Source organism: Ralstonia pickettii (assembly GCF_000607165.1).
Taxonomy (GTDB): domain Bacteria; phylum Pseudomonadota; class Gammaproteobacteria; order Burkholderiales; family Burkholderiaceae; genus Ralstonia; species Ralstonia holmesii.
Genome location: NZ_JFZG01000024.1, coordinates 420,263 through 441,780, shown reverse-complemented (window position 1 = coordinate 441,780; position 21,518 = coordinate 420,263). Strand labels below are relative to the sequence as shown.

The window sequence follows — 21,518 nt, the reverse complement described above, 5'->3', positions numbered from 1 at the left end:
GCCTCCCATTGCTGCCGCTTTCCGGCTCCGCTTATCCGGCTCCATGCAGATGCACGCTTCTTCCTCCTCCGCTTCCACACCCGCATTGCGCGTCGCCCTGGTCGGCAACCCCAACTGCGGCAAAACGGCGCTATTCAACCTGCTGACGGGCAGCCGTCAGAAGGTCGCCAACTATGCGGGCGTGACGGTCGAGCGCAAGGAAGGCCGCTTTACCTCGCCGTCGGGCCGGTATGTGCAGATCCTCGATCTGCCCGGCGCCTACAGCCTGATCGCCACCAGCCCGGACGAAGCCATTACGCGCGATATCTGCCTCGGCACGTTCCGTGGTGAGTCCCGCCCCGACCTGCTGATCTGCGTGGTCGACGCCACCAACCTGCGGCTGCACCTGCGCTTCGTTCTGGAGCTGCAACGCCTGGGCTTGCCCATGGTGCTAGCCCTGAACATGGTGGATGCGGCCGAGCGGCGCGGCATCCGCATCGACCGTGCCAAGCTGGAAGCCGCCCTGGGCGTGCCGGTGGTGCAAACCGTGGCCATCAAACGCAACGGCGCAGCCGACCTCGTCGCGCATATCGATCACGAACAACTGCCGGCCGTGCCGGTTGGGCTGCCGGCCGACGCCGATCCGCACGTCGAAGTGAAGCGCCTGCTCGATACCGCCGTCACCATGCCGCGCAGCACGGCCGAGCTGGACGACCGGCTCGACCGCATCGTGCTGCACCCGGTACTGGGCCTGGTGCTGCTGGCGGTGCTGATGTTCCTGATGTTCCAGGCGGTGTTCTCGTGGGCGCAGCCGCTCATGGACGGCATCCAGGGCGCTGTGGAAGCCGTTGGCGTGTGGGTCGGCAACGTCATGCCCGACGGCATGCTCAAGAGCCTGCTGGTGAACGGCATCATCGCCGGCACGGGCAGCGTGCTGGTGTTCCTGCCGCAGATCCTGATCCTGTTCCTCTTCATCCTCTCGCTGGAGGAATCGGGCTATCTGCCACGCGCGGCCTTCCTGCTCGACAGGTTGATGGCGGGCGCGGGGCTGTCGGGCCGCTCGTTCATTCCGCTGCTGTCGAGCTTTGCGTGCGCAATCCCGGGCGTGATGGCCACGCGCACGATTCAGGACCCGCGCGACCGGCTGGTGACGATTCTCGTTGCGCCGCTGATGACGTGCTCGGCGCGGCTGCCGGTGTATGCGCTGCTGATCGGTGCGTTCATCCCGGTACGGCAGGTGTGGGGCCTGTTCAATTTGCAGGGGCTGGTGCTGTTCGGGCTGTATATGGCGGGCATCGTATCGGCACTGGTCGTGGCCTACGTGCTCAAGTATCTGAAACGCGATCGCAACGAGCACCCGCTCATTCTCGAACTGCCGTCGTACCGGCTGCCCAGCGCGCGCAACCTGATCGTCGGCCTGATCGAACGTGCACGCATTTTCTTGCGCCGCATCGGCACGGTCATCCTGAAGATGATGGTGGTGCTGTGGTTCCTCTCGACGTTCCCCTCGCCGCCGGCCAACGCCACGCTGCCAGCCATCGATTACAGCTTTGCGGGGATGATCGGCCGCGCGCTCGAAGTCGTGTTCGCGCCAATTGGCTTCACGTGGCAGATGTGTATTGCGCTGATTCCCGGCATGGCTGCACGTGAAGTGGCCGTGGGCGCGTTGGCGACGGTGTACTCGCTCTCGGCCACGCATGAAGATGCGGCTGCGCAACTGGCGCCGATCATCTCCCAGCAATGGTCGCTGGCCACGGCGCTAGCCTTCCTGGCGTGGTACGTCTACGCGCCCCAGTGCATCTCGACGCTGGCCACCATCCGCCGCGAGACCAACTCGTGGAAGGTCATGGCGGGCACCGCCGGTTACCTCTTCGCGCTGGCCTACCTGGCCGCGTTTGCCACCTACCAGATCGCACGGGTGCTGACATGAGCATGTACCACGTTGTCGAAACCGGTGTTGTCGCCACGGTCGTGGCGCTGAGCGCCTTGTCGCTGACCGGCCGCTATGCGCCGGCAATGCGTGCCCGCACGGCCGCACGCGTGGCGGGCTGGTGTGATCGACCGTCGCGGCCGGGCTGGATGCGCGCCTTCGGGCAGCGGTTGCTCACGCCGGGCGAGTCGCCTTCGTGCCACTCCGATCCGCTTTCAGGCAGCGCATGCGGCAGCGGTTGCAGCGGTTGCGCATCGGGTGAGTCGTCATCATCCGCGGCGGTTGAACAGCCGATCCACTTCGTGCGGCGCAAATAACGGCCGACGCAACGTCACAACACCGACGGGCTCGCATGACGCGGGCCCGTTTTGTTTTTGTCCAGCGCAGGCGTAGACTGGTCCAAACCTGAACGGGGGACGCGTCATGACCGAAGAGTTGCTGGTCCAGTTGATTGCGGAAGTCGAGAAGGAAGACCCAGTGGATTTCGCCAACCTGCCCTTTGACGAGCAGATGTTGCGCGACCTGGTCTGCAAGCTGGTGTCGCGCCAGCTGACGCAAATGGAAGATGCCCACTTCAGCCAGGACGAGGTGATCGTGTCGCTCACGGCGAGCATCGCCAAGCTGGTACTCGAAAATCTTGTGCTGAATGCGCGCCTGCTGGCACAGCAGGGGCACGGTGAAAGCGCACGCGCGCTGCTGGAGCGGATCTCTCGCCAGGCGAAGGGATAAGCGACGCAGGTTACTGGGCCGGCACCACGTTGTACTGCGTGCGGGCGCGCGTCAGTAGGCGCTTGGCGACGGACAGACCGCGAATGGCGGCGTCATCGTCGTCGACCGGAAAATCAAACTCGGCGCTCCAGTTGCAGCCGGTGTGATCTGGGCGGTGAATGCACATCGCCCGTAGTTGGCACTGCGCGCATTCCGGATGTTGCTGGACGCAGCGGGCCAGCAAGGTCTTGAGTTCATGTTCGGACTTCAGACGGCGTTGCATCGGCATCTCCTGAATAACAGGGAGTTGGAACACCGAGCGCGCAGTGAGTTTCGCCATGATTCCGCCGATACTGTTTCAGCAAGTTACCGGATCACATCACGCGTTCAACCCAATCGCGCCGGACACCCCCGCAACAGCCTGACACGCGGGGCATACGCCGTAGAGCGCCAGCGCGTGATCGCGCAGCACAAAGCCGCGCTCGTTGGCCACACGCTCCTGCCGCGACTCAATGGCGTCGTCGTGAAACTCCTCCACGCGGCCGCACGACAGGCAAATCAGGTGATCGTGATGCGCGCCCTCGTTCAGCTCATACACCGCATGGCCGGCCTCGAACGTATGGCGCAACAGCACGCCGGCGTCCACCAACTGATTGAGCACGCGATAGACCGTGGAGATGCCGACGTCGAGTTCCGACGTGAGCAACTGACGGTACACATCTTCTGCGCTCAGGTGGCGGCCGTGTTCCGTACCGGCGGTGAGGATTTCCAGAATCTTGACGCGCGGCGACGTGGCTTTGAGCCCCGCCCTGTGCAGGTCGGTCGAGTTTGGCATGGCGTTCGTTGGGGCGAGATTTGGGTACAGCAGGCGGGGCACTACAGCGGGCGAGAACCAGAAACGACCGGGCACCAAGCATGCAGGCCGGGTCGATGCGTTCCGAAAAAAAACGGCATGGCTGGCAGCCCGGAAAAGTCGCAGTCGGGAAAGCGGGGTCTGAGTGCTTTCCCGACTGTCGGGCGGCTTGCTACTGCCAAACGCTCTGTGTGTCAGAGCGGTCCCCACAAAAGATCGGTTGCCGGGCGCCGGCCCATGAAGCAGCGAGCACACGCAGCGAAATTCAGTTCGATGTGCTGTGCCTTGGGGGATGTGCCCTGGGGGCAGATCCATCGGCTGCAGCGCCGTCGATGGACACACTATAAATGCGAATGATTCGCATTACAAGGGTTTTCTTTGCGAACTGTTGAAGACCCCGATCCGAGTGCGGCTACCCGGCAGCACAAGTGGCATCACAGGGGCCCGATAGCGCGGGCGTAGCCGCCTACTCTCTCAATGCTGACGGTCTGGTGTATCAGGCGTTTGCTGACTGCAGGCGTACGGCATCGACCTGACTGCCATTCAGCAGATGGGCGTGCTGCTGGTCATGTTGGTTGCAAGCAAAGGGCTGCGTGGACGTTGAGAGATGCCCTCCCCGGCAACAATTCACCTGCGCCTCCGCAAGTCAGCGCGCGGCCTCCAAGAAGAACAATGAGACCAGATTGATTGTCGGTTTGTCCTTCGAACTGCAGATGGCTAACGTACGGGACGACTAGGCGGCCAATTGACTAAGCGCCCGGTTGAACGCGCCCGGGTTGGCGATGTTCATGCCATGCGACGCCCCGGCGATGGTTTGACGCTCAGCCTGTGGAATCCACGCATGGAGTTTGTCGACGGTGTTCCGGAACATGCGCGGGCTCTTTTGCCCGTCGATCAGCAACGTACGGCACTGGATTTCGCTGGCCGCCTCAGGCGTATAGGCGGGTAGTGGATCACGCAGCTGCTTGGGCAGCGTGAGCGCATTGTCCAGCGCCATCCTGCGGAAGCTCTGCGTGCTCTTGCTCCAGAAGCCGGGCATGGTGACCGAGTCCACAAACAGGTTCAGGCCTGCGTCAAATTCACCCTGTTCGATCAGGTCGGCAGCTTGCGCTCTCAATGCCTGGACCGCGGGCGGCAAGGCGCCAGTGGCTGCTTGCGGCGCTGCCTGCAACGGGCCGCCCGGATCGGCCAGCGTGAGCGTCTTCACCAGGTGCGGGTACTGCCGCGCCAGATGGAACGCAACGCAACCGCCGCGCGAATGGCCAACCAGGTGCACCGGGCCCAGCCCGAGCGCTTCGATGAACTCTGCCATCTCAACAACGTGCGCTTCCCAGCTGAAATCGCCGTGACCGAATGCGTGGGTTTCCGGCCAATAGTGGCCCAGGCTGGGCGCGAAGCAACGGAACTGCTTCGACAGCGCGGCGAGCTGCGGATCCCAATAGCGGTAATCGCACAACGACCCGTGAACAAAGACCATCGGCTCGCCGCTTCCGGCTTCCACGTAGGGCACTGAGGTGCCCGAGGCGGTGGCAGCAAAAGCGGGTTGTGGCCAGACACCGGCAAGAGCCAGCGTCGTCAGGGGCGTTCGCGCATTCATTGTTGAAACTCCGTTTTCCCGAGACTTTGCTGCACCGCAATTGAAAAGAAAATCGCATAATATTGATGGAATCTTTCAGTTTTTCTGATACATCCTCGCAAGCGAGCGCGCATGAGTACCGAGATGAAAGCCCTGGACGTCGACGTTCTCACCATGATCGTCGCCGTTGCCGACACAGGCACGATCAGCCGGGCGGCAGATCTCGTGCACCGCTCGCAATCAGCCGTAAGCATGCAGATCAAGACGCTGGAATCGGCGCTCGGAAAGGCGCTGTTCGTGCGCAAGCCGCGTAGCGTGATACCAACACAAGACGGCGAGGTGCTGCTGGCGTATGCGCGCCGGATCATTGCGCTGCGTGATGAAGCCTGGGCAGCGGTCGTGCGGCCGGACGTGACGGGCCGGGTGGTGATCGGTGTGCCGGACGACTACGCGTCGTCGCTGTTCCCGCCGATTCTCAAGAAATTCTCGGCCAGCTATCCGAAGGTCGAGATCCAGGTGATCGGCTTGCCCAGCGTGGCGTTGGCGCCGATGTTGCGTGATGGCACGGTGGACCTCGTCTGCGCCACACGCGTCAAAGGGCTGACCGGCGAATTTTTGCGGCACGAGCCGATGGTGTGGGCAGCGGGCCCGGGGGCGACGGAAATCTGGCGTGAGCGGCCATTGCCCATTGCGGTGTTTCTGCCGGGCAGCGTCGCGCGGGAAAAAGCGATTCGCAGTCTCGAGCGCGCAAAGATCGCCTACCGGACTTCGTACGAAAGCCCGAGCCTGCTGGGCTTGCTGACGATGGCCCGCGCGGGCCTTGCCATCACCCCATTGGCGCGATGTGCCGTGCCCTCCGACTTTACGTTGCTCGGATCCACGCACGGCCTGCCTGAGATCGGTACGTTGGAGATCGTCTTGGCGCGTAGCGTCACTTCCAACCGTCAACCCTGCGATTTCCTGGCCGAGCGGATTGTGGCTGAGCTAACTGCGTGAGCCGGCTTCGATAACCTTCGCGTGACTGACCGGGAAATCGCTCGCTTTTGAAGCAACGGCGGCTAGTTCGGTGAATCTCAGGGCGCAAGTTCAGCCCGAGCGCGACGGGCCTGCCAAGCTTCGTAAAGGCCATGCTCGCCCGTTGGCCTGGACGGATGCAGTTGCAGTTCACCGTCCGCCGGCGCGCGACGCATTTCGGCATACAAGGCGGCGGTCGACATACCGAAAGGCTCGCCGTCTTCGTTGGAATACGCAAAGTACGCCGTGCGAATGCCGCAGCGGCGCATGGCCGCAAAACACATCGGGCACGGATGGCCGCTGGCGTACATCACCGCACCGCGCAAGTCGGGCGTGGCCAGCGCCTGGCTTGCCTGGCGGATGGCCTGCATTTCGGCATGCGCTGTGGGGTCATTGGTGGCGAGCACCTCGTTCACGGCACGGGCCACGATCTTGCCGTCGCGCACCAACACAGCCCCAAACGGCAGCCCGCCGGCGCTGACGTTATCGCGCGCAAGCTCCACTGCCTCACGCATGTATGGCTCATCGGACATCGGGTTCTCCGCAGACGAAATTGCGGGTCGATTATGGTTGCGCCCCTAAACATGTTGAAATTAAATAATGGAATGAGATTCAGTGGGTTTTCAAATGATTGATCTTGTGTTGCTGCGCAGCTTTGTCACGGTGGTCGATACAGGCAACTTCACGCGTGCGGCCGAGCATTTGCACTTGACGCAATCGACTGTCAGCCAGCAGATCCTGCGGCTCGAGCAGCAGTTGGACTGCCGCCTGCTTGACCGCAGCCAACGCCAGGTGTTGCCGACGGAAGAAGGCGACCGCCTGCTTGGCTACGCACGCCGTCTGCTGCGCCTGGCCAACGAAGCGAGCGAGGCGCTCAGCCCCGAACACACCGGCGGCGTGCTGCGCCTGGGCGTGCCGGAAGACCTCGGCAGCGGCGCGCTGATGCCGCTCATTGCCAGCTTTGCGCGCGAGCGCCCGCGCCTGCGTCTGGAAGTAGAAAGCGGCCTCTCCCACCACCTGCTGCGCCTGTACCGCAATGGCGATCTCGACATGCTGCTCGTCAAGCAATGGGGCACCGATAGCGATTGCCATGCGCGCTGGGCTGAACCAGTTTGCTGGATCGACAGCGCCGAGCGGCCGCACACGCTGCCGCTCGGGCCGTCGCAACCTGCGTTGCCGCTGGTGGTGTTTCCGGTGGGCGCGCTGTATCGGCAGGAGATGCTGCACGCGCTGGAATCGATCGGCCAGCCGTGGCGTATCACGTATTCAAGCCCGAGCCTGGCGAGCCTGTGTGCGGCTGTCAGCGCGGGGTTGGGCGTGAGCCTGCTGCCGGCCAGCACCGTGCAGGCCGGACATCGCGTGCTCGGCGCTGCCGATGGTTTTCCGGAGATCGGCGGGCTGGAGCTGGCGCTTTTTGCGCGACCCGACCTCGACAGCGCGGGGCGCGCGTTGCGCGATCGCCTTGTCGACATGTGCTCCGCGCGCGCGCAGGTGCTGCAGTCCGCGGCCGACTGAGCGCCAAAGCGCCCAAGAAAAAAGCCGGGCCCGCTGATCGCGAAGTCCGGCTTTGTACAGCGTGGTTCAGCCTGGATCAGGCCTCAAGCAGCTTCGGCCAGCGGCACGCGGATCAGATGATCGAACGCCGACAGTGCGGCCTTCGCGCCATCGCCGGTGGCGATGATGATCTGCTTGTACGGCGTCGTGGTCGCATCGCCTGCGGCAAACACACCTTCCGCACTGGTCTGGCCACGCGCATCGACGACGATCTCGCCAAAGCGGTTGCGCTCAAGCGCCCCATCCAGCCACTCGGTGTTGGGCACCAGGCCGATCTGCACGAACACGCCTTCGAGCGCGACCGTGTGCTCGACGCCATCCACGCGGCTTTTGTAGCGCAGGCCGTTGACCTTCTGGCCGTCACCGGTGATCTCGGTGGTCTGCGCATTGGTCACGATGGTCGCGTTCGGCAGGCTTTGCAGCTTGCGCACCAGCACGGCATCGGCCTTCAGCTCGCTGGCGAATTCCAGCAGCGTGACGTGGCTCACGAGGCCGGCCAGGTCGATGGCCGCTTCCACACCCGAGTTGCCACCGCCGATCACGGCCACGCGCTTGCCCTTGAACAGCGGGCCATCGCAGTGCGGGCAATAGGCCACGCCCTTGTTCTTGTATTCCTGCTCGCCCGGCACGTTCACGTTGCGCCAGCGGGCGCCGGTCGACAGGATGACCGAGCGGCCCTTGAGCACCGCGCCGTTGGCCAGCGTCACCTCGGCAAAGCCGCCCGGCTTGTCCGCCGGCGTGAGCTTGACCGCGCGCTGCGTGTTCATGATGTCGACCTCGTACTGGCGCACGTGCTGCTCCAGCGCGGCGGCAAACTTCGGCCCTTCGGTCTCCTGCACGGAGATGAAGTTTTCAATGCCCAGCGTGTCGAGCACCTGACCGCCAAAACGCTCAGCCACCACGCCGGTGCGAACGCCCTTGCGCGCCGCGTACACGGCAGCCGCCGCACCTGCCGGGCCACCGCCGACGATCAGCACGTCAAACGCTTCCTTGGCGGCAAGCTTTTCAGCGTCCCGTGCGGCAGCGCCGGTGTCGATCTTGGCGAGGATTTCTTCCACGCCCATGCGGCCCGTGCCGAAGGTCTCGCCGTTCAGGAACACGGTCGGCACGGCCATGATCTGGCGCGCCTCGATTTCGCCCTGATACAGCGCGCCGTCAATGGCGACGTGCTGGATGCGCGGGTTGATCACGGACATCACGTTCAACGCCTGGACCACATCCGGGCAGTTCTGGCACGTGAGCGACATGTAGGTCTCGAAGCGGAAATCCCCTTCGATATTGCGAATCTGTTCGATGACGTCGGCTTCGAGCTTGGGCGCATAGCCGCCCACTTGCAGCAGCGCCAGCACGAGAGAGGTGAACTCGTGACCGGTCGGGATGGCGGCAAAACGCACGCTCACATCGGCGCCGGTGCGACGGATCAGGAACGACGGCGCACGCTCGGCGGCGTCACGTTGTTCGGTCAGCACGATCATGCTGGACTGCTCGGCCACGTCGCGCAGCAGGTCGATCATGTCGCGGGAGCCCTCGCTGTCATCGACGTTGGCGATCAGCTCAATGGGCTGCGCGAGGCGTTCGAGGTAGGCCTTCAGTTGGGCCTTGACATCAGCATCCAGCATGACGACTTCCTTTGTATTCGTTGAATCCGTGTCCGGACAAATCAGTGGGCGCGGCACATGCCTGCGCCCTTAAGCAAACGGCCGGCAGAGCCGGCCGTTTTTTCCGCTGCATTTCTGCAGCAACAGCCTTTACAACTTAGATCTTGCCGACCAGGTCGAGCGACGGCTTGATCGTCTTGGCGCCTTCGTTCCACTTGGCCGGGCACACGTTGCCCGGGTTGTTGGCGACGAACTGGGCAGCCTTGAGCTTGCGCAGGGTTTCCTTCACGTCACGGGCGATGGCGTTGTCGTGCACTTCCATCGTCTTGATCACGCCTTGCGGATCGATCACGAACGTGCCGCGCAGTGCCAGGCCTTCTTCCGGAATGTGCACGCCGAAGGCGTTGGTCAGTTGGTGCGTCGGGTCACCCACCAGCGGGAACTGGGCCTTGCCCACGGCCGGCGACGTTTCGTGCCACACCTTGTGCGAGAAGTGCGTGTCGGTCGTGACGATGTAGACCTCGGCGCCAGCCTTCTGGAATTCTGCGTAGTTGTCCGCAGCGTCTTCCACTTCGGTCGGGCAGTTGAAGGTGAATGCGGCCGGCATGAAGATCAGCACGGACCACTTGCCCTTGAGCGACTCATCCGTGACTTCGATGAACTTGCCGTTGTGGAACGCTTGGGCCTTGAACGGTTGGACTTGAGTATTGATCAGCGACATAGTGGTTTTCGGTTGGGTTGCTTGGTTGACAACGGAGTGGATCGTATCGTCGATCGATGCATTGCACAAGTTGATTGATATGATTTTATCGATTGTTTTTTTCTATCACATGGGCAGCCGAGCGCCTACGGCCTGAGGCGCCATCCGTCCTAAGCGGGCACCTGCGTGCATAGACGAAATTACATAGCGCACCCGCAGGTTGCACACCCCGCACGTGCTCTCGCAACGCGCACATCACGTACAGCCAAGGCGGGGCGGGCCAAGACTACAGCCTTGTCAGCGTCTGTCTGACTGGCATAGGTCTTGCGCGAAGAGGTCGATCGAAAACCTCCGCCGCGCATCGGCGCCGTCCACTGCTCATGCAGCTGGCCCACGGCCCGGCAGGCAAATTCCTCCGGGAGCATGACCTTGTCGCTGAACGTTCTCTTTGTCGCTTCTGAAGCTGTGCCGCTGGCCAAGACCGGCGGGCTTGGAGATATGGTCGGGGCCTGCGCAAACGCATTGCGGCGCGCCGGCATGAAAGTGACGGTGATGCTGCCGGGCTATCCCGACGCCATCACGCAGTTGCAGCACACGCGCACCGTGTGCGAATGGACCGACCTTCCGGGCGGCCGCGCCCGCCTGCTGAGTGGCCGCATGGGCGTCCAGGGCATCCCGGTGCTCCTGTTCGACGCGCCGGCGCTGTTCGCACGGCCCGGCAACCCTTACCTCGATGACCACGGCGAGCCCTACGAAGACAACGCGCTGCGCTTTGCGGCGTTCAGCCAGGCCGCAGCACGCGTTTCCGGCGGTGTGCCCGGGGTGCATCGCTTTGACATCGTGCAGGCGCATGACTGGCATGCGGGGCTGGTGCCGCTGTTCGTCAAGCGTGCGCAAGTGCCGGTGAAGACCGTCTTCACGATCCATAACCTCGCGTTCCAGGGCAATTTCCCGATGCACGTGGTGCCGGACATTGGCGTGCCGCCCGATGCGGCGCACGAAGCCGAATTCTGGGGCCAGTTCAGCTTCCTGAAGGCCGGCCTGCTGTGGGCCGATCGCATCACCACGGTGAGCCACGCGTATGCGCGCGAAATCCTGACCGACACCGCGGGTTGCGGCATGCAGGACCTGCTGCGCGCACGTCAGCAAGACCTCGTCGCCATCCTCAACGGCATCGACAACGACGTGTGGAACCCGTCGAAAGACCCGCTGCTTCCGCAGCCGTTTGTTGCCGCCAACCTGAGCGGCAAGCACACCGCCAAGCGCGTACTGCAGCAGCGCTTCGGGCTGCCGGAAGACGCCAAGGCGCCACTGCTGGCCGTGGGCAGCCGCCTGACGCATCAGAAGATGGCCGACGTGACGTTGCAGGCGCTGCCCCAGTTGCTGGAATCCAACCCGCAATTGCAGGTGGCCGTGCTCGGCTGCGGTGAACACGCCTACGAGACCGGCATGGCCGAACTGGCAGCGCGCTATCCGCGCCAAGTGGCCACGAAGATCGGCTACACCGAGGCCTATGCCCACCTGCTGCACGCCGGCGCCGACATCCTGCTGCATGGCAGCCGCTTCGAGCCGTGCGGCCTGACGCCGCTCTATTCGATGCGTTACGGCACGGTGCCGGTCGCGTCGCGCGTGGGGGGGCTGATGGACACGATCACCGACCACGGTTCGCCCGAAGCTGCGTTGCACGGCGCGACGGGCTTCCTGTTCGACGGCGACACCGCCGACGCCATGGTGGCCGCGGTGGAGCGTGCGCTGCGCGTCTTCGCCCAGCCGCAGGCGTGGCGCATCCTGCAATACAACGGCATGACGACCGACTTCGGCTGGTCGCAGCCCGCACGCGAATACATCGCGCTGTACCGCAACCTCGTGCCGGCCGCCACGCCCATGCCTGCCGTGGCGCTTGCACAGACGCCCGTCGCACCCGACGCGCTGCATACGCCCCGACCCGACCAACCTGTGCGTACGCCGGCGCGGCGACGCTCGACGGCACTGTCCGACGAGATCCGAGCGCACGCGGTGGCGCGCGCCGCCAGTGCCGAGAAGATCCGTGCCTGACCGCGCCTGACGCCCTGCCCCGCTTTCACGCATGCCCGAGACCAAGTCGCCCAAGCCCGCCACTCCACGTAAAACCACGGCCGCACTCAACGCAGCCAAGCCACCCGGCAGCACAGCCAAATCGGTGACCAGGCCGGCAGAAATGCCGAGCGCGGCACCGCCCACCACGGCAGCGTCCCCATACGCCCCGGCCATCTGCTACGTGCATCCGCTGCAACTGGGCAGGCTCGACCGATGGGACGGCGTGCTCGATCGCATCGCCTCGTTGGGTTTCGATCATGTGTTGATGGCGCCGCCATTTGCGGTGGGTGCCGCCGGCAACGTCTTCGTCACCCGCGACCATGCGCAATTGCATACGGCGCTGGGCGGCGGGCAGGCTGACGCAGCCCTCGCCAGGCTTGCCGAAGGCTGCCGCTCGCGCGGGCTTACGTTGCTGCTCGATCTGGTGATCGACCGCGTGGCGGTGGATGCGCCCCTGCGCGCCGACCATCCCGACTGGTTCGCCAGCCACGCCGAAGACGGCGACGCGCTGGACCCACGCCTGCCGCCCTCGCACCTTGAAGTGGCGTCCTTCCGGCACGACGACCCGCGCAGCGCAGATGCCATCCTCACGTGGTGGGCTCAGCAACTGCGCGCCTGGGGCGCGTTGGGCATCGGCGGGTTCCGCTGTGAAGCGCCCGCCCGCCTTCCTGCAGACCGCTGGCGCGCGTTGATTGCCGACGTGCGCAAAGACGCCGGCGCCGTGCGATTCCTGGCGTGGACGCCCGGCATGGACGGCGCTGCGGTCGATGCGCTGGCAGGTGCCGGCTTTGACGCGACATTCTCATCGCTGCGCTGGTGGGATTTCCGCGCCGGCTGGATGGTGGAAGAGCACGCACGCCTGGCGGCTGTGGCCCCGCCCATCGCCACGGTGGAAGCGCCGTTCGGCACGCGCTACGGCCAGGCCTTTGGCGACGCGATGGTCCGTGAGCGCGCCTATCGCCGCCTCCTGCACGTGGCAGACACGCTCGATGCCGGCTGGCTGATGCCGCTGGGCTTCGAACGCGGCGCGCTGCTGCCGATGCTGGCTGAGCGCGGTGACCCATCCGACCAGCAATGGATCGATGCCCATGCCGCGTTTGACCTGAGCGACGCCGTGCGCGATGTGAACGCCACCATCCGCGCCGCGCGCGAGACGAACACCGTGGCGCCGCACGCCGAACTGCGCATGCTGACCGGCCCCGACGCTCCCGCCACCGCCCTGCTGCGCGCCGATGGCCCTGACCTGCGGGCCGGCGATGCCGCCACGCTGACCGTCATCAACCCCGATCTGCACATGGGCGTATCGGTGCATGCCGATCACTTCCTGCCCGGCGTGGCCGGCGGCTTTACGCGCGGTGTGGCGCTGGACCTGCTGACCGAACCCGTTGGCAGTTGCGACGACACGCTGCGCGCCAATGCACGGCCCTTGGCCGAGATCGACCTGCTGCCCGGCGACGTGCAGGTCTGGCGCGTGTTCCGCAATGCCCCGGTGCGCACTCCCGCAGCGGGCAAACCCGCCAAGAGCCAGCGCGCTAAGGCCGGCGAAGCGAAAGAACCAGTGAACGCTGCGATTGCGTCGCCGCGCATCGGCATCGAGCAGGTGCAGCCCTCCGTTGAAGACGGCCGCTTTGCCGTGAAGCGCCTGGTGGGCGACGACATCATCATCGAGGCCGATGTGCTGATGGACGGGCACGACAAGTTGGCCGTGCACCTGCTGTGGCGCGCGCAAGATGAAGACGCCTGGCAGCACGTACCGATGGTGCCCCTGGGCAACGACCGCTGGCGCGGTGCATTCCGGCCCGAACGGTTGGGGCGGCACGCCTATGCCGTGGCCGCGTGGCGCGATGCGTTCGGCACCTACCGGTCTGAACTGGAGAAGAAGCACACCGCCGGCGTGGACGTGACGCTGGAGCTGGAAGAAGGCGCGCGGCTCGTCGCACAGGCGGCCGAACATGCGCCCAAGGACGCACCGGTCGACGCGTTGCACAAGCTGGCCCACCTGTTGGCCGAGGCCGACCACGCGCACCGTCTCAAGCTGCTGCTGGACCCTGTAACCGCCCACGTGATGGCGCAGGCCTCGCACTACCGGCCGTTCTACGTGGAAAGCGTGGCGTATCCGCTGGACGTGGAACGCGGTGGCGCGGCGTTCGCGAGCTGGTACGAGCTGTTCCCCCGCTCGGCATCGGATGACGAACAGCGGCACGGCACCTTTGACGATGTGATCCGCCGCCTGAGCGCCATTCGCGGCATGGGCTTCGACGTGCTGTACTTCCCGCCCATCCACCCCATCGGGCGCACCAACCGCAAGGGCCGCAATAACAGCCTGCGCGCCGAGGCTGACGACCCAGGCAGCCCATACGCCATTGGCGCTGCCGAAGGCGGGCACGATGCTATCCACCCGCAGCTCGGCACACTCGAAGATTTCCGCCGACTGGTGCGCGCCGCGCGTGAGAAAGGCCTGGAACTGGCGCTCGACTTTGCCATTCAATGCTCGCCCGACCACCCCTGGCTGCGCGAGCACCCCGGCTGGTTTGCATGGCGCCCCGACGGCAGCATCAAATACGCCGAGAACCCGCCCAAGAAGTACGAAGACATCGTCAACGTCGACTTCTACGCCGACGACGCCAAACCCGGCCTGTGGACCGCACTGCGCGATGTGGTGATGTTCTGGGCCGACGAGGGTGTGCGCCTGTTCCGCGTCGACAATCCGCACACCAAGCCGCTGCCGTTCTGGGAATGGATGATCGGCGAGGTGCGTGCGCGCTATCCGGATACGGTGTTCCTGTCGGAAGCCTTCACGCGCCCCAAGGTGATGTACCGGCTGGCGAAGGTGGGGTTCTCGCAGTCGTACACATACTTCACGTGGCGGCATACCAAGCAGGAATTCATCGATTACCTGACCGAGCTGACGCGCACGCCGGTGCGCGAATATTTCCGCCCGCACTTCTTCGTCAACACGCCGGACATCAACCCGGTGTTCCTGCAGACCTCGGGCCGGCCGGGCTTTTTGATTCGTGCGGCGCTGGCGGCCACGCTGTCTGGCCTGTGGGGCGTCTATAACGGGTTCGAGCTGTGCGAAGGCGCGCCGGTGCCGGGCAAGGAGGAGTACCTCGACTCAGAGAAGTACCAACTGCGCGCGTGGGACCACAACCGCCCCGGCAACATTGTCAAAGAGATTGCGCTGCTCAACCGCATCCGCCGGGCCAATCCGGCGCTGCACTCGCACCTGGGCGTGACGTTCCAGCCGGCCTCGGGCGAGCACATCCTGTTCTTCAGCAAATCGACGCCGCCCGTGGTGCCGGCGCAGGTGGGAACCTCGCCGGCCGAATTGGCCAACGCCCTGCCGTCAGACCGCTTTGGCGACAACACGGTGTTCGTGGCCATCAACCTCGACCCGCACCACGCGCACGAATCCGATATCGAACTGCCATTGTGGCAATGGGGCCTGCCTGACCACGGCGCGCTGATGGCCGAGAACCTGACGAGTGATGGGGGGGCACAGCGCACCGTGTGGCGCGGCAAGTGGCAGCACATCCGTCTTGAACCCGAGCAGCCGTTTGCCATCTGGCGCGTGCGCCCGGCCCTGCCATCGGAGGAACAACCGTCATGACGCGCAATCCGACCGCGCTGCTGGTAGACGACGCGCTCTGGTACAAGGACGCCGTCATCTATCAGCTGCATGTCAAATCGTTCTGCGATTCCGACAACGACGGCGTCGGGGATTTCCCCGGGTTGATCTCCAAACTCGACTACATCGCCGAGCTTGGGGTGGACGTCATCTGGCTCCTGCCGTTCTATCCGTCGCCGCGCCGTGACGACGGCTACGATATCGCCGAATACCGCGGCGTGCACCCCGATTACGGCAGCATGGCCGACGCGCGCCGCTTCATTGCCGAAGCGCATGCGCGGGGCCTGCGGGTGATCACGGAACTCGTCATCAACCACACGTCGGATCAGCACCCGTGGTTCCAGCGTGCGCGCCGCGCCAAGCCGGGTTCTGCGCTGCGCGACTTCTATGTGTGGTCCGACAACGACAAGAAGTACGCCGGCACGCGCATCATCTTCATCGATACCGAGCCTTCCAACTGGACGTGGGACCCGGTGGCCAAGGCGTATTACTGGCACCGTTTCTACTCACACCAGCCCGATCTCAACTTCGACAACCCGCGCGTGCTCAAAGCCGTGATCGGCGTGATGAAGTTCTGGCTGAACCTGGGCGTGGACGGCCTGCGCCTTGACGCCGTGCCTTACCTCGTCGAGCGCGAAGGCACCTCGAACGAGAACCTGCCCGAGACACACGAAGTGCTGCGCAAGATTCGCGCGGCCATGGATGGGGAATTCAAGAACCGCCTGCTGCTGGCAGAAGCCAACCAGTGGCCCGAAGACACGCAGGAATATTTCGGCGCCGGCGACGAATGCCACATGGCGTTCCACTTCCCGCTGATGCCGCGCATGTACATGGCGATTGCGCGCGAAGACCGCTTCCCGATCACCGACATCATGCGTCAGACGCCGGAGGTGCCCAGCGGCTGCCAATGGGCCATCTTCCTGCGTAATCACGACGAACTGACGCTCGAAATGGTGACCGACGCCGAGCGCGATTACCTCTGGGAGGTCTACGCCAGTGACCGCCGCGCGCGCCTGAACCTCGGCATCCGCCGCCGCTTGGCACCGCTGCTGGAACGCGATCGCCGCCGTGTCGAGTTGATGAACAGCCTGCTGTTTTCGATGCCCGGCACGCCCGTCATGTATTACGGCGACGAAATCGGCATGGGCGACAACATCCACCTGGGCGACCGCGACGGCGTACGCACACCGATGCAGTGGTCACCCGACCGCAACGGCGGGTTCTCCCGTGCCGACCCTGAACAGCTCGTGCTGCCCGCCATCATGGGCTCGCTGTACGGCTATGAATCGGTGAACGTGGAAGCGCAGAGCCGCGACGCGCATTCGCTGCTGAACTGGACGCGCCGGCTGCTTGCCACACGCAAGCGGCATCGCGTGTTTGGGCGTGGTTCCATCCAGTTTCTGCAGCCGTCCAACCGCAAGGTGCTGGCGTATATCCGCGCGCTGGAAGGCGAAGCGCCCATCCTGTGCGTGGCCAATCTCTCCCGTGCCTCGCAGGCCGTGGAGCTGGACCTGTCCGCCTTTGCGCAGCGCGTGCCGGTGGAGCTGATTGGCGGGACGGCGTTTCCGCCGATCGGCCAGTTGTCGTATCTGCTCACGCTGCCGCCCTACGCGTTCTATTGGCTGGAGCTGCGCGAGAACGAGCCGGGCCCGAGCTGGTCGCAACCTGCCGCCGAGCAGTTGCCGGAGTTCACGACGCTGGTGCTGCGCGCGGGGCTGGATGCGCTGGCCGACACACGCCAGCGCGAGGCGCATCGCCAGTTGATCGAACGCGAAATCCTGCCGACCTATCTGCCCAAGCGCCGCTGGTTTGCCGCCAAGGACAGCGTGCTGCGTAGCGCGAAGTTTGCCTGGGGCGCGACCGTGCCGGTGGATGCCGCATCCACCAACCGCCCGCTGGCCGGGGCGACGCGGCCAGAGGTGTTCTTCAACGAAGTGGCCGTCACGCTGGGCAGCCCCGACGGCAGCGAGCGCGTCGAACGCTACCTGCTGCCGCTTTCCATCGCGTGGGAATCGGCCACGCTACCGGCACTGCCGATTCAGCTCGCCCTGGCGCGCGTGCGGCGCGGCCGCCATGTCGGCTACCTGACCGACGCCTTCACCACCGAGACCTTCGCCCGCGCGCTGCTCACCAACCTCGTGCGCGGCGCCACGCTGGAAGCCAATGACGGCACCGTGCGGTTCGAGCCCGAACCGAACATCGCGGATCTGGCGGAACCTGCCGTGCCGCCTGAAGCAGGCAGCACACGGCCTGCACCGCTACCGCTGGCGCCCGACACACCCGTCCAATGGCTGGCTGCCGAGCAGTCGAACAGCTCGCTGGTGATTGGCGAATCGGTCATCGTCAAACTGATCCGTCGTATCGCAGCGGGCATCCACCCCGAGGTGGAGATGACGCGCCACCTCACGCGCGTCGGCTATGCCAACACGGCGGCGCTGATTGGTGAGATCTCTCACCACGCTGCCGACGGCGAACGTGCCACGCTGGCCGTCATGCAGAGCTTCGTTCCCAACCAGGGCGATGCCTGGACATGGGCGCTGGACTACCTGCGACGCACCATCGACGAACTGGCTGTGCAGATGGAAGGCGTGACCTCGGGCGATGGTGAATCGTCCCCCGTGGCCGTCTCGGAAGCGCGCATGGATACCGACGAGGCATTGGCCGGCTACGTCAACTTTATCGGCGTGATTGGCACACGGCTGGGCGAACTGCATGCCGCGCTGGCCGCGCCCACCGAAGACCCGAACTTCGGCGTGCGCATTGCTGATACCGACGATGCCGCCTACTGGACCACCCGCGTGAGCGAACAGCTCAATCGGGCGCACGACAACCTGACGGCATGGCAACGGCAAAACCCCGACAGCCCACGGCAACCCGACGTGCAATGGCTGCTGTCGCAACACCAGGCGTTGCTCGACGCCGCGCGCATGCATGCCGAAGACGGCCTGGGCGCCACGCTCTCGCGCATCCATGGCGATTTCCACCTCGGCCAGGTGCTGGTGGCGCAGGGCGATGCCTACTTGATTGATTTTGAAGGCGAGCCCTCGCGCCCCGTGGAAGAGCGCCGACGCAAGACGAGCCCGCTGCGCGACGTGGCGGGGCTGATGCGCTCGCTCGACTACGTGGTGGGCGCCATGCGCCAAGGCCCCGAACACGTGGCCGGCCCCGCGCAGGAGCGCCGCAACGTCCTGCTGGAGCGGTTCCGCGCGGCGTCCACCGAACGCTTCCTGGAGGCGTATGCCGCTGCGATTCGCGGGCCCGATCTGAACGCGCTGGATCAGCCCGTGGTCGACTTTCACCTGCTCGATCTTTTCCTGCTGGAAAAGGCCGCGTACGAGGTCAACTACGAAGCGTCCAACCGCCCGACCTGGCTGCCGATTCCACTGGAAGGCTTCACGCGCGTGGCACGCCGCCTGCTGCAGGCAGAGCCACCACCACCTGCTGCAGAAGACTCGATGGGAGGCCCACCGTGACCGCACTCGACTTTGCCTCTCCAACCAAAACCACCGCCGCCCCCGAGGCGCCGATCGTGCTACCAGCCGGTGTGGACCAGATGCGCCTCGATGCGCTCACGCATGGCCGCCTGGGCGATCCGTTTGCCGTGCTGGGGCCGCATCGCGTGGACACTGACGACGGCGCACGCTGGGTGGTGCGCGCGTTCTATCCCGGTGCGCGCCGTGTGCAGGCCATCGATGCACGCGGCCAGATCATTGCCGAGATGACGCCGGTGGGCCGCACTGGACTGTTCCACGGCCCACTGCGCGCCGATGCGCAAGACGTGTACGGCCACCCGGACCTTTATCGCCTGCGCATCATCTGGCCCGCGGGCACCGGTCATGAAGCCGTGCAGGAAACCGAAGACCCGTACGCCTTCGGCCTGCTGTTGGGGGATCTGGACCTGCACCTGCTCAACGAAGGCACGCATTGGGCGCTGGCAAACTGCCTGGGCGCGCAGGCCATGCGCATCGACGGCATCAGCGGCGTGCGCTTTGCGGTGTGGGCACCGAATGCGCAGCGCGTGTCGGTTGTGGGCGACATCAACCAATGGGACGGCCGCCGACACCCCATGCGCCTGCGCCACCAGGCCGGTGTGTGGGAACTGTTCCTGCCCAGTGGCTTGGGCGTCGGCCCCGGCACGCGCTACAAGTTCGAGCTGATCGGCGCTGACGGACACCTGATGGTCAAGGCCGACCCCGCCGCCCGCCAGACTGAACCGCCGCCCGCCACCGCATCGGTGGTGGCCGACCCGGCGCCGCTGCGCTGGAGCGATGACGACTGGATGCAAACGCGCGCCGAACGCCAGAAGCCCGACGCGCCCATCAGCATCTATGAAGTGCATGCCGGCTCGTGGTTGCGCGATCTGGAAGACGGCGGCCGCAACCTGCATTGGGATGAGCTGGCTGACCGCTTGATTCCCTACGTTACGGCACTCGGCTTCACGCACATCGAACTGCTACCCGTAGCGGAACATCCGTTCGGCGGCAGTTGGGGATATCAACCACTCGGGCTGTTCGCGCCGTCCGCGCGCTTTGGCTCGCCCGAGGCGTTTGCGCGCTTTGTTGATCGCTGTCATCAGGCAGGCCTGGGCGTCATCGTCGACTGGGTGCCCGCGCACTTCCCAACCGACGCGCACGGGCTGGCGCAGTTTGACGGCACCGCGCTGTACGAACACCAGGACCCGCGCGAAGGCTTCCATCAGGACTGGAACACGCTCATCTACAACTTTGGCCGCAACGAAGTGCGCGGCTTCCTCATCGCCAGCGCGCTGGAATGGCTGGAGCGCTTTCACATCGACGGCCTGCGCGTGGATGCCGTGGCGTCGATGCTCTATCGCGACTACTCGCGCCGCGCCGGCGAATGGGTGCCCAACCACTATGGCGGCCGCGAAAACCTTGAAGCCGTGGCGTTCCTGCAGCAGATGAACACCGTGGTGCACGAGCGATGCCCCGGCGCCATCACCATCGCCGAAGAATCGACTGCGTGGCCCGGCGTGACCGCCCCCGTGGAATTCAACGGCCTGGGCTTCGACTACAAGTGGAACATGGGCTGGATGCACGACACGCTGCACTACATGCAGCGCGACCCGGTGTACCGGCAGCACCATCACGACGGCATGACGTTCGGGTTGGTGTACGCATTCTCCGAGCACTTCATCCTGCCGATCTCACACGACGAGGTCGTGCACGGCAAGGGCTCGCTGCTGGGCAAGATGCCCGGCGATGAATGGCAGCGGCTGGCGAACCTGCGCGCCTATCTGGCGTTCATGTGGACGCATCCGGGCAAGAAGCTGCTGTTCATGGGCTGCGAGTTTGGACAAGTAGGCGAATGGAACCACGATGCATCGCCCGAATGGCACCTGCTCGATGACCCGCGGCACCGTGGCGTGCAGCGGCTCGTGCATGACCTGAACGCGCTGTACCGGAATGAACCGTCATTGCATGCGCGCGACACCGCACCCGAGGGATTCAACTGGGTGATCGGCGACGACCGCACCAACAGCGTGTTTGCGTTCCTGCGGCTGGATGGCGACGGGCGGCCGATGCTGGTGGTGGCAAACATGACGCCGGTGCCGCGAGAGGGATATCGCATTGGTGTGCCGCCCGCCGATGGCGCCACGCATTGGCAAGAGGTGCTGAACACAGACGCCGCCGTGTATGGAGGCAGCGATCTCGGGAACGGTGGCGCGGTGGATGTGGACCACGTGGCTGCGCATGGGCAGCAGCAGTCGTTGGTGTTGAGGCTGCCGCCGTTGGGGGTTGTGGTTTTGAAGGTTTGAGTTTTTTGCTGGTGGTGCATCCCTTGTTTCATCCCCTGCCGGGGCTGACTCACTTTCTTTGTCTTGCCAAAGAAAAGTAAGCAAAGAAAGGCGCGCCCAAGATGGCGACCCATTCCTTGAATTTTC

General features: G+C 64.9%; 15 protein-coding genes. 9 read left to right on the top strand and 6 right to left on the bottom strand.

What is annotated here, in order from left to right:
- Positions 1–43 precede the first annotated feature (43 nt).
- The 3 genes from feoB (at position 44) to BG83_RS0119530 (ending at position 2,638) form a co-directional block, all read left to right on the top strand.
- Positions 44–1,909, top strand: a complete 1,866-nt coding sequence (gene feoB / locus BG83_RS0119540; RefSeq protein ID WP_024978287.1) for a ferrous iron transport protein B — start codon at positions 44–46, stop codon at positions 1,907–1,909.
- Positions 1,906–2,226, top strand: a complete 321-nt coding sequence (locus tag BG83_RS28910; protein WP_024978286.1) for a DUF6587 family protein — start codon at positions 1,906–1,908, stop codon at positions 2,224–2,226. Before feoB ends, BG83_RS28910 begins: the two co-directional genes overlap by 4 nt.
- A gap of 106 nt (positions 2,227–2,332) precedes the next feature.
- Positions 2,333–2,638: a hypothetical protein gene (locus BG83_RS0119530; RefSeq protein WP_024978285.1), complete on the top strand. Its 306-nt coding sequence runs from the start codon at positions 2,333–2,335 to the stop codon at positions 2,636–2,638.
- Between the two features lie 10 nt (positions 2,639–2,648).
- On the opposite strand, the gene BG83_RS0119525 is transcribed toward BG83_RS0119530, so the two are convergent.
- The 3 genes from BG83_RS0119525 to BG83_RS0119515 form a co-directional block, all read right to left on the bottom strand.
- Complete coding sequence (locus BG83_RS0119525) at positions 2,649–2,900, bottom strand: hypothetical protein (protein ID WP_024978284.1); 252 nt, start codon at positions 2,898–2,900, stop codon at positions 2,649–2,651.
- 96 nt (positions 2,901–2,996) lie between these two features.
- Positions 2,997–3,452: a ferric iron uptake transcriptional regulator gene (gene fur / locus BG83_RS0119520; RefSeq protein WP_024978283.1), complete on the bottom strand. Its 456-nt coding sequence runs from the start codon at positions 3,450–3,452 to the stop codon at positions 2,997–2,999.
- Positions 3,453–4,203: 751 nt separating this feature from the next.
- Positions 4,204–5,067, bottom strand: a complete 864-nt coding sequence (locus tag BG83_RS0119515) for an alpha/beta fold hydrolase (RefSeq protein ID WP_024978282.1) — start codon at positions 5,065–5,067, stop codon at positions 4,204–4,206.
- A 123-nt stretch (positions 5,068–5,190) separates the two neighbouring features.
- Between BG83_RS0119515 and BG83_RS0119510 the strand changes: the two genes are divergently transcribed.
- Positions 5,191–6,042 carry a LysR substrate-binding domain-containing protein gene (locus BG83_RS0119510; protein ID WP_024978281.1) on the top strand — a complete coding sequence of 284 codons (852 nt, stop codon included), beginning with the start codon at positions 5,191–5,193 and terminating at the stop codon, positions 6,040–6,042.
- Between the two features lie 77 nt (positions 6,043–6,119).
- Here BG83_RS0119510 and BG83_RS0119505 read toward each other — a convergent pair whose 3' ends face one another.
- A complete protein-coding gene (locus BG83_RS0119505) occupies positions 6,120–6,593 on the bottom strand; it encodes a nucleoside deaminase (RefSeq protein ID WP_024978280.1) in 474 nt (157 codons plus the stop codon).
- 94 nt (positions 6,594–6,687) lie between these two features.
- Here BG83_RS0119505 and BG83_RS0119500 point away from each other — a divergent pair, with 94 nt between their 5' ends.
- Complete coding sequence (locus BG83_RS0119500; protein ID WP_024978279.1) at positions 6,688–7,575, top strand: LysR family transcriptional regulator; 888 nt, start codon at positions 6,688–6,690, stop codon at positions 7,573–7,575.
- 83 nt (positions 7,576–7,658) lie between these two features.
- On the opposite strand, the gene ahpF is transcribed toward BG83_RS0119500, so the two are convergent.
- Positions 7,659–9,233 carry an alkyl hydroperoxide reductase subunit F gene (gene ahpF, locus BG83_RS0119495; RefSeq protein ID WP_024978278.1) on the bottom strand — a complete coding sequence of 525 codons (1,575 nt, stop codon included), beginning with the start codon at positions 9,231–9,233 and terminating at the stop codon, positions 7,659–7,661.
- 136 nt (positions 9,234–9,369) lie between these two features.
- Complete coding sequence (gene ahpC, locus BG83_RS0119490) at positions 9,370–9,933, bottom strand: alkyl hydroperoxide reductase subunit C (RefSeq protein WP_024978277.1); 564 nt, start codon at positions 9,931–9,933, stop codon at positions 9,370–9,372.
- Positions 9,934–10,335: 402 nt separating this feature from the next.
- On the opposite strand from ahpC, the gene glgA reads away from it, so the two are divergent.
- The 4 genes from glgA to glgB are packed head-to-tail and all read left to right on the top strand — an operon-like array spanning position 10,336 to position 21,392.
- The gene (glgA, locus tag BG83_RS0119485) at positions 10,336–11,967 is read left to right on the top strand and encodes a glycogen synthase GlgA (RefSeq protein ID WP_024978276.1); all 1,632 of its coding nucleotides are present in this window, start codon (positions 10,336–10,338) and stop codon (positions 11,965–11,967) included.
- 31 nt (positions 11,968–11,998) lie between these two features.
- Positions 11,999–15,598 (top strand): maltotransferase domain-containing protein, encoded by a 3,600-nt coding sequence (locus BG83_RS0119480; protein ID WP_051541523.1) that lies wholly within the window; start codon positions 11,999–12,001, stop codon positions 15,596–15,598.
- Positions 15,595–19,089 carry a maltose alpha-D-glucosyltransferase gene (gene treS / locus BG83_RS0119475; protein ID WP_024978274.1) on the top strand — a complete coding sequence of 1,165 codons (3,495 nt, stop codon included), beginning with the start codon at positions 15,595–15,597 and terminating at the stop codon, positions 19,087–19,089. Before BG83_RS0119480 ends, treS begins: the two co-directional genes overlap by 4 nt.
- Positions 19,086–21,392, top strand: a complete 2,307-nt coding sequence (gene glgB / locus BG83_RS0119470) for a 1,4-alpha-glucan branching protein GlgB (protein ID WP_024978273.1) — start codon at positions 19,086–19,088, stop codon at positions 21,390–21,392. Before treS ends, glgB begins: the two co-directional genes overlap by 4 nt.
- Positions 21,393–21,518 lie beyond the last annotated feature (126 nt).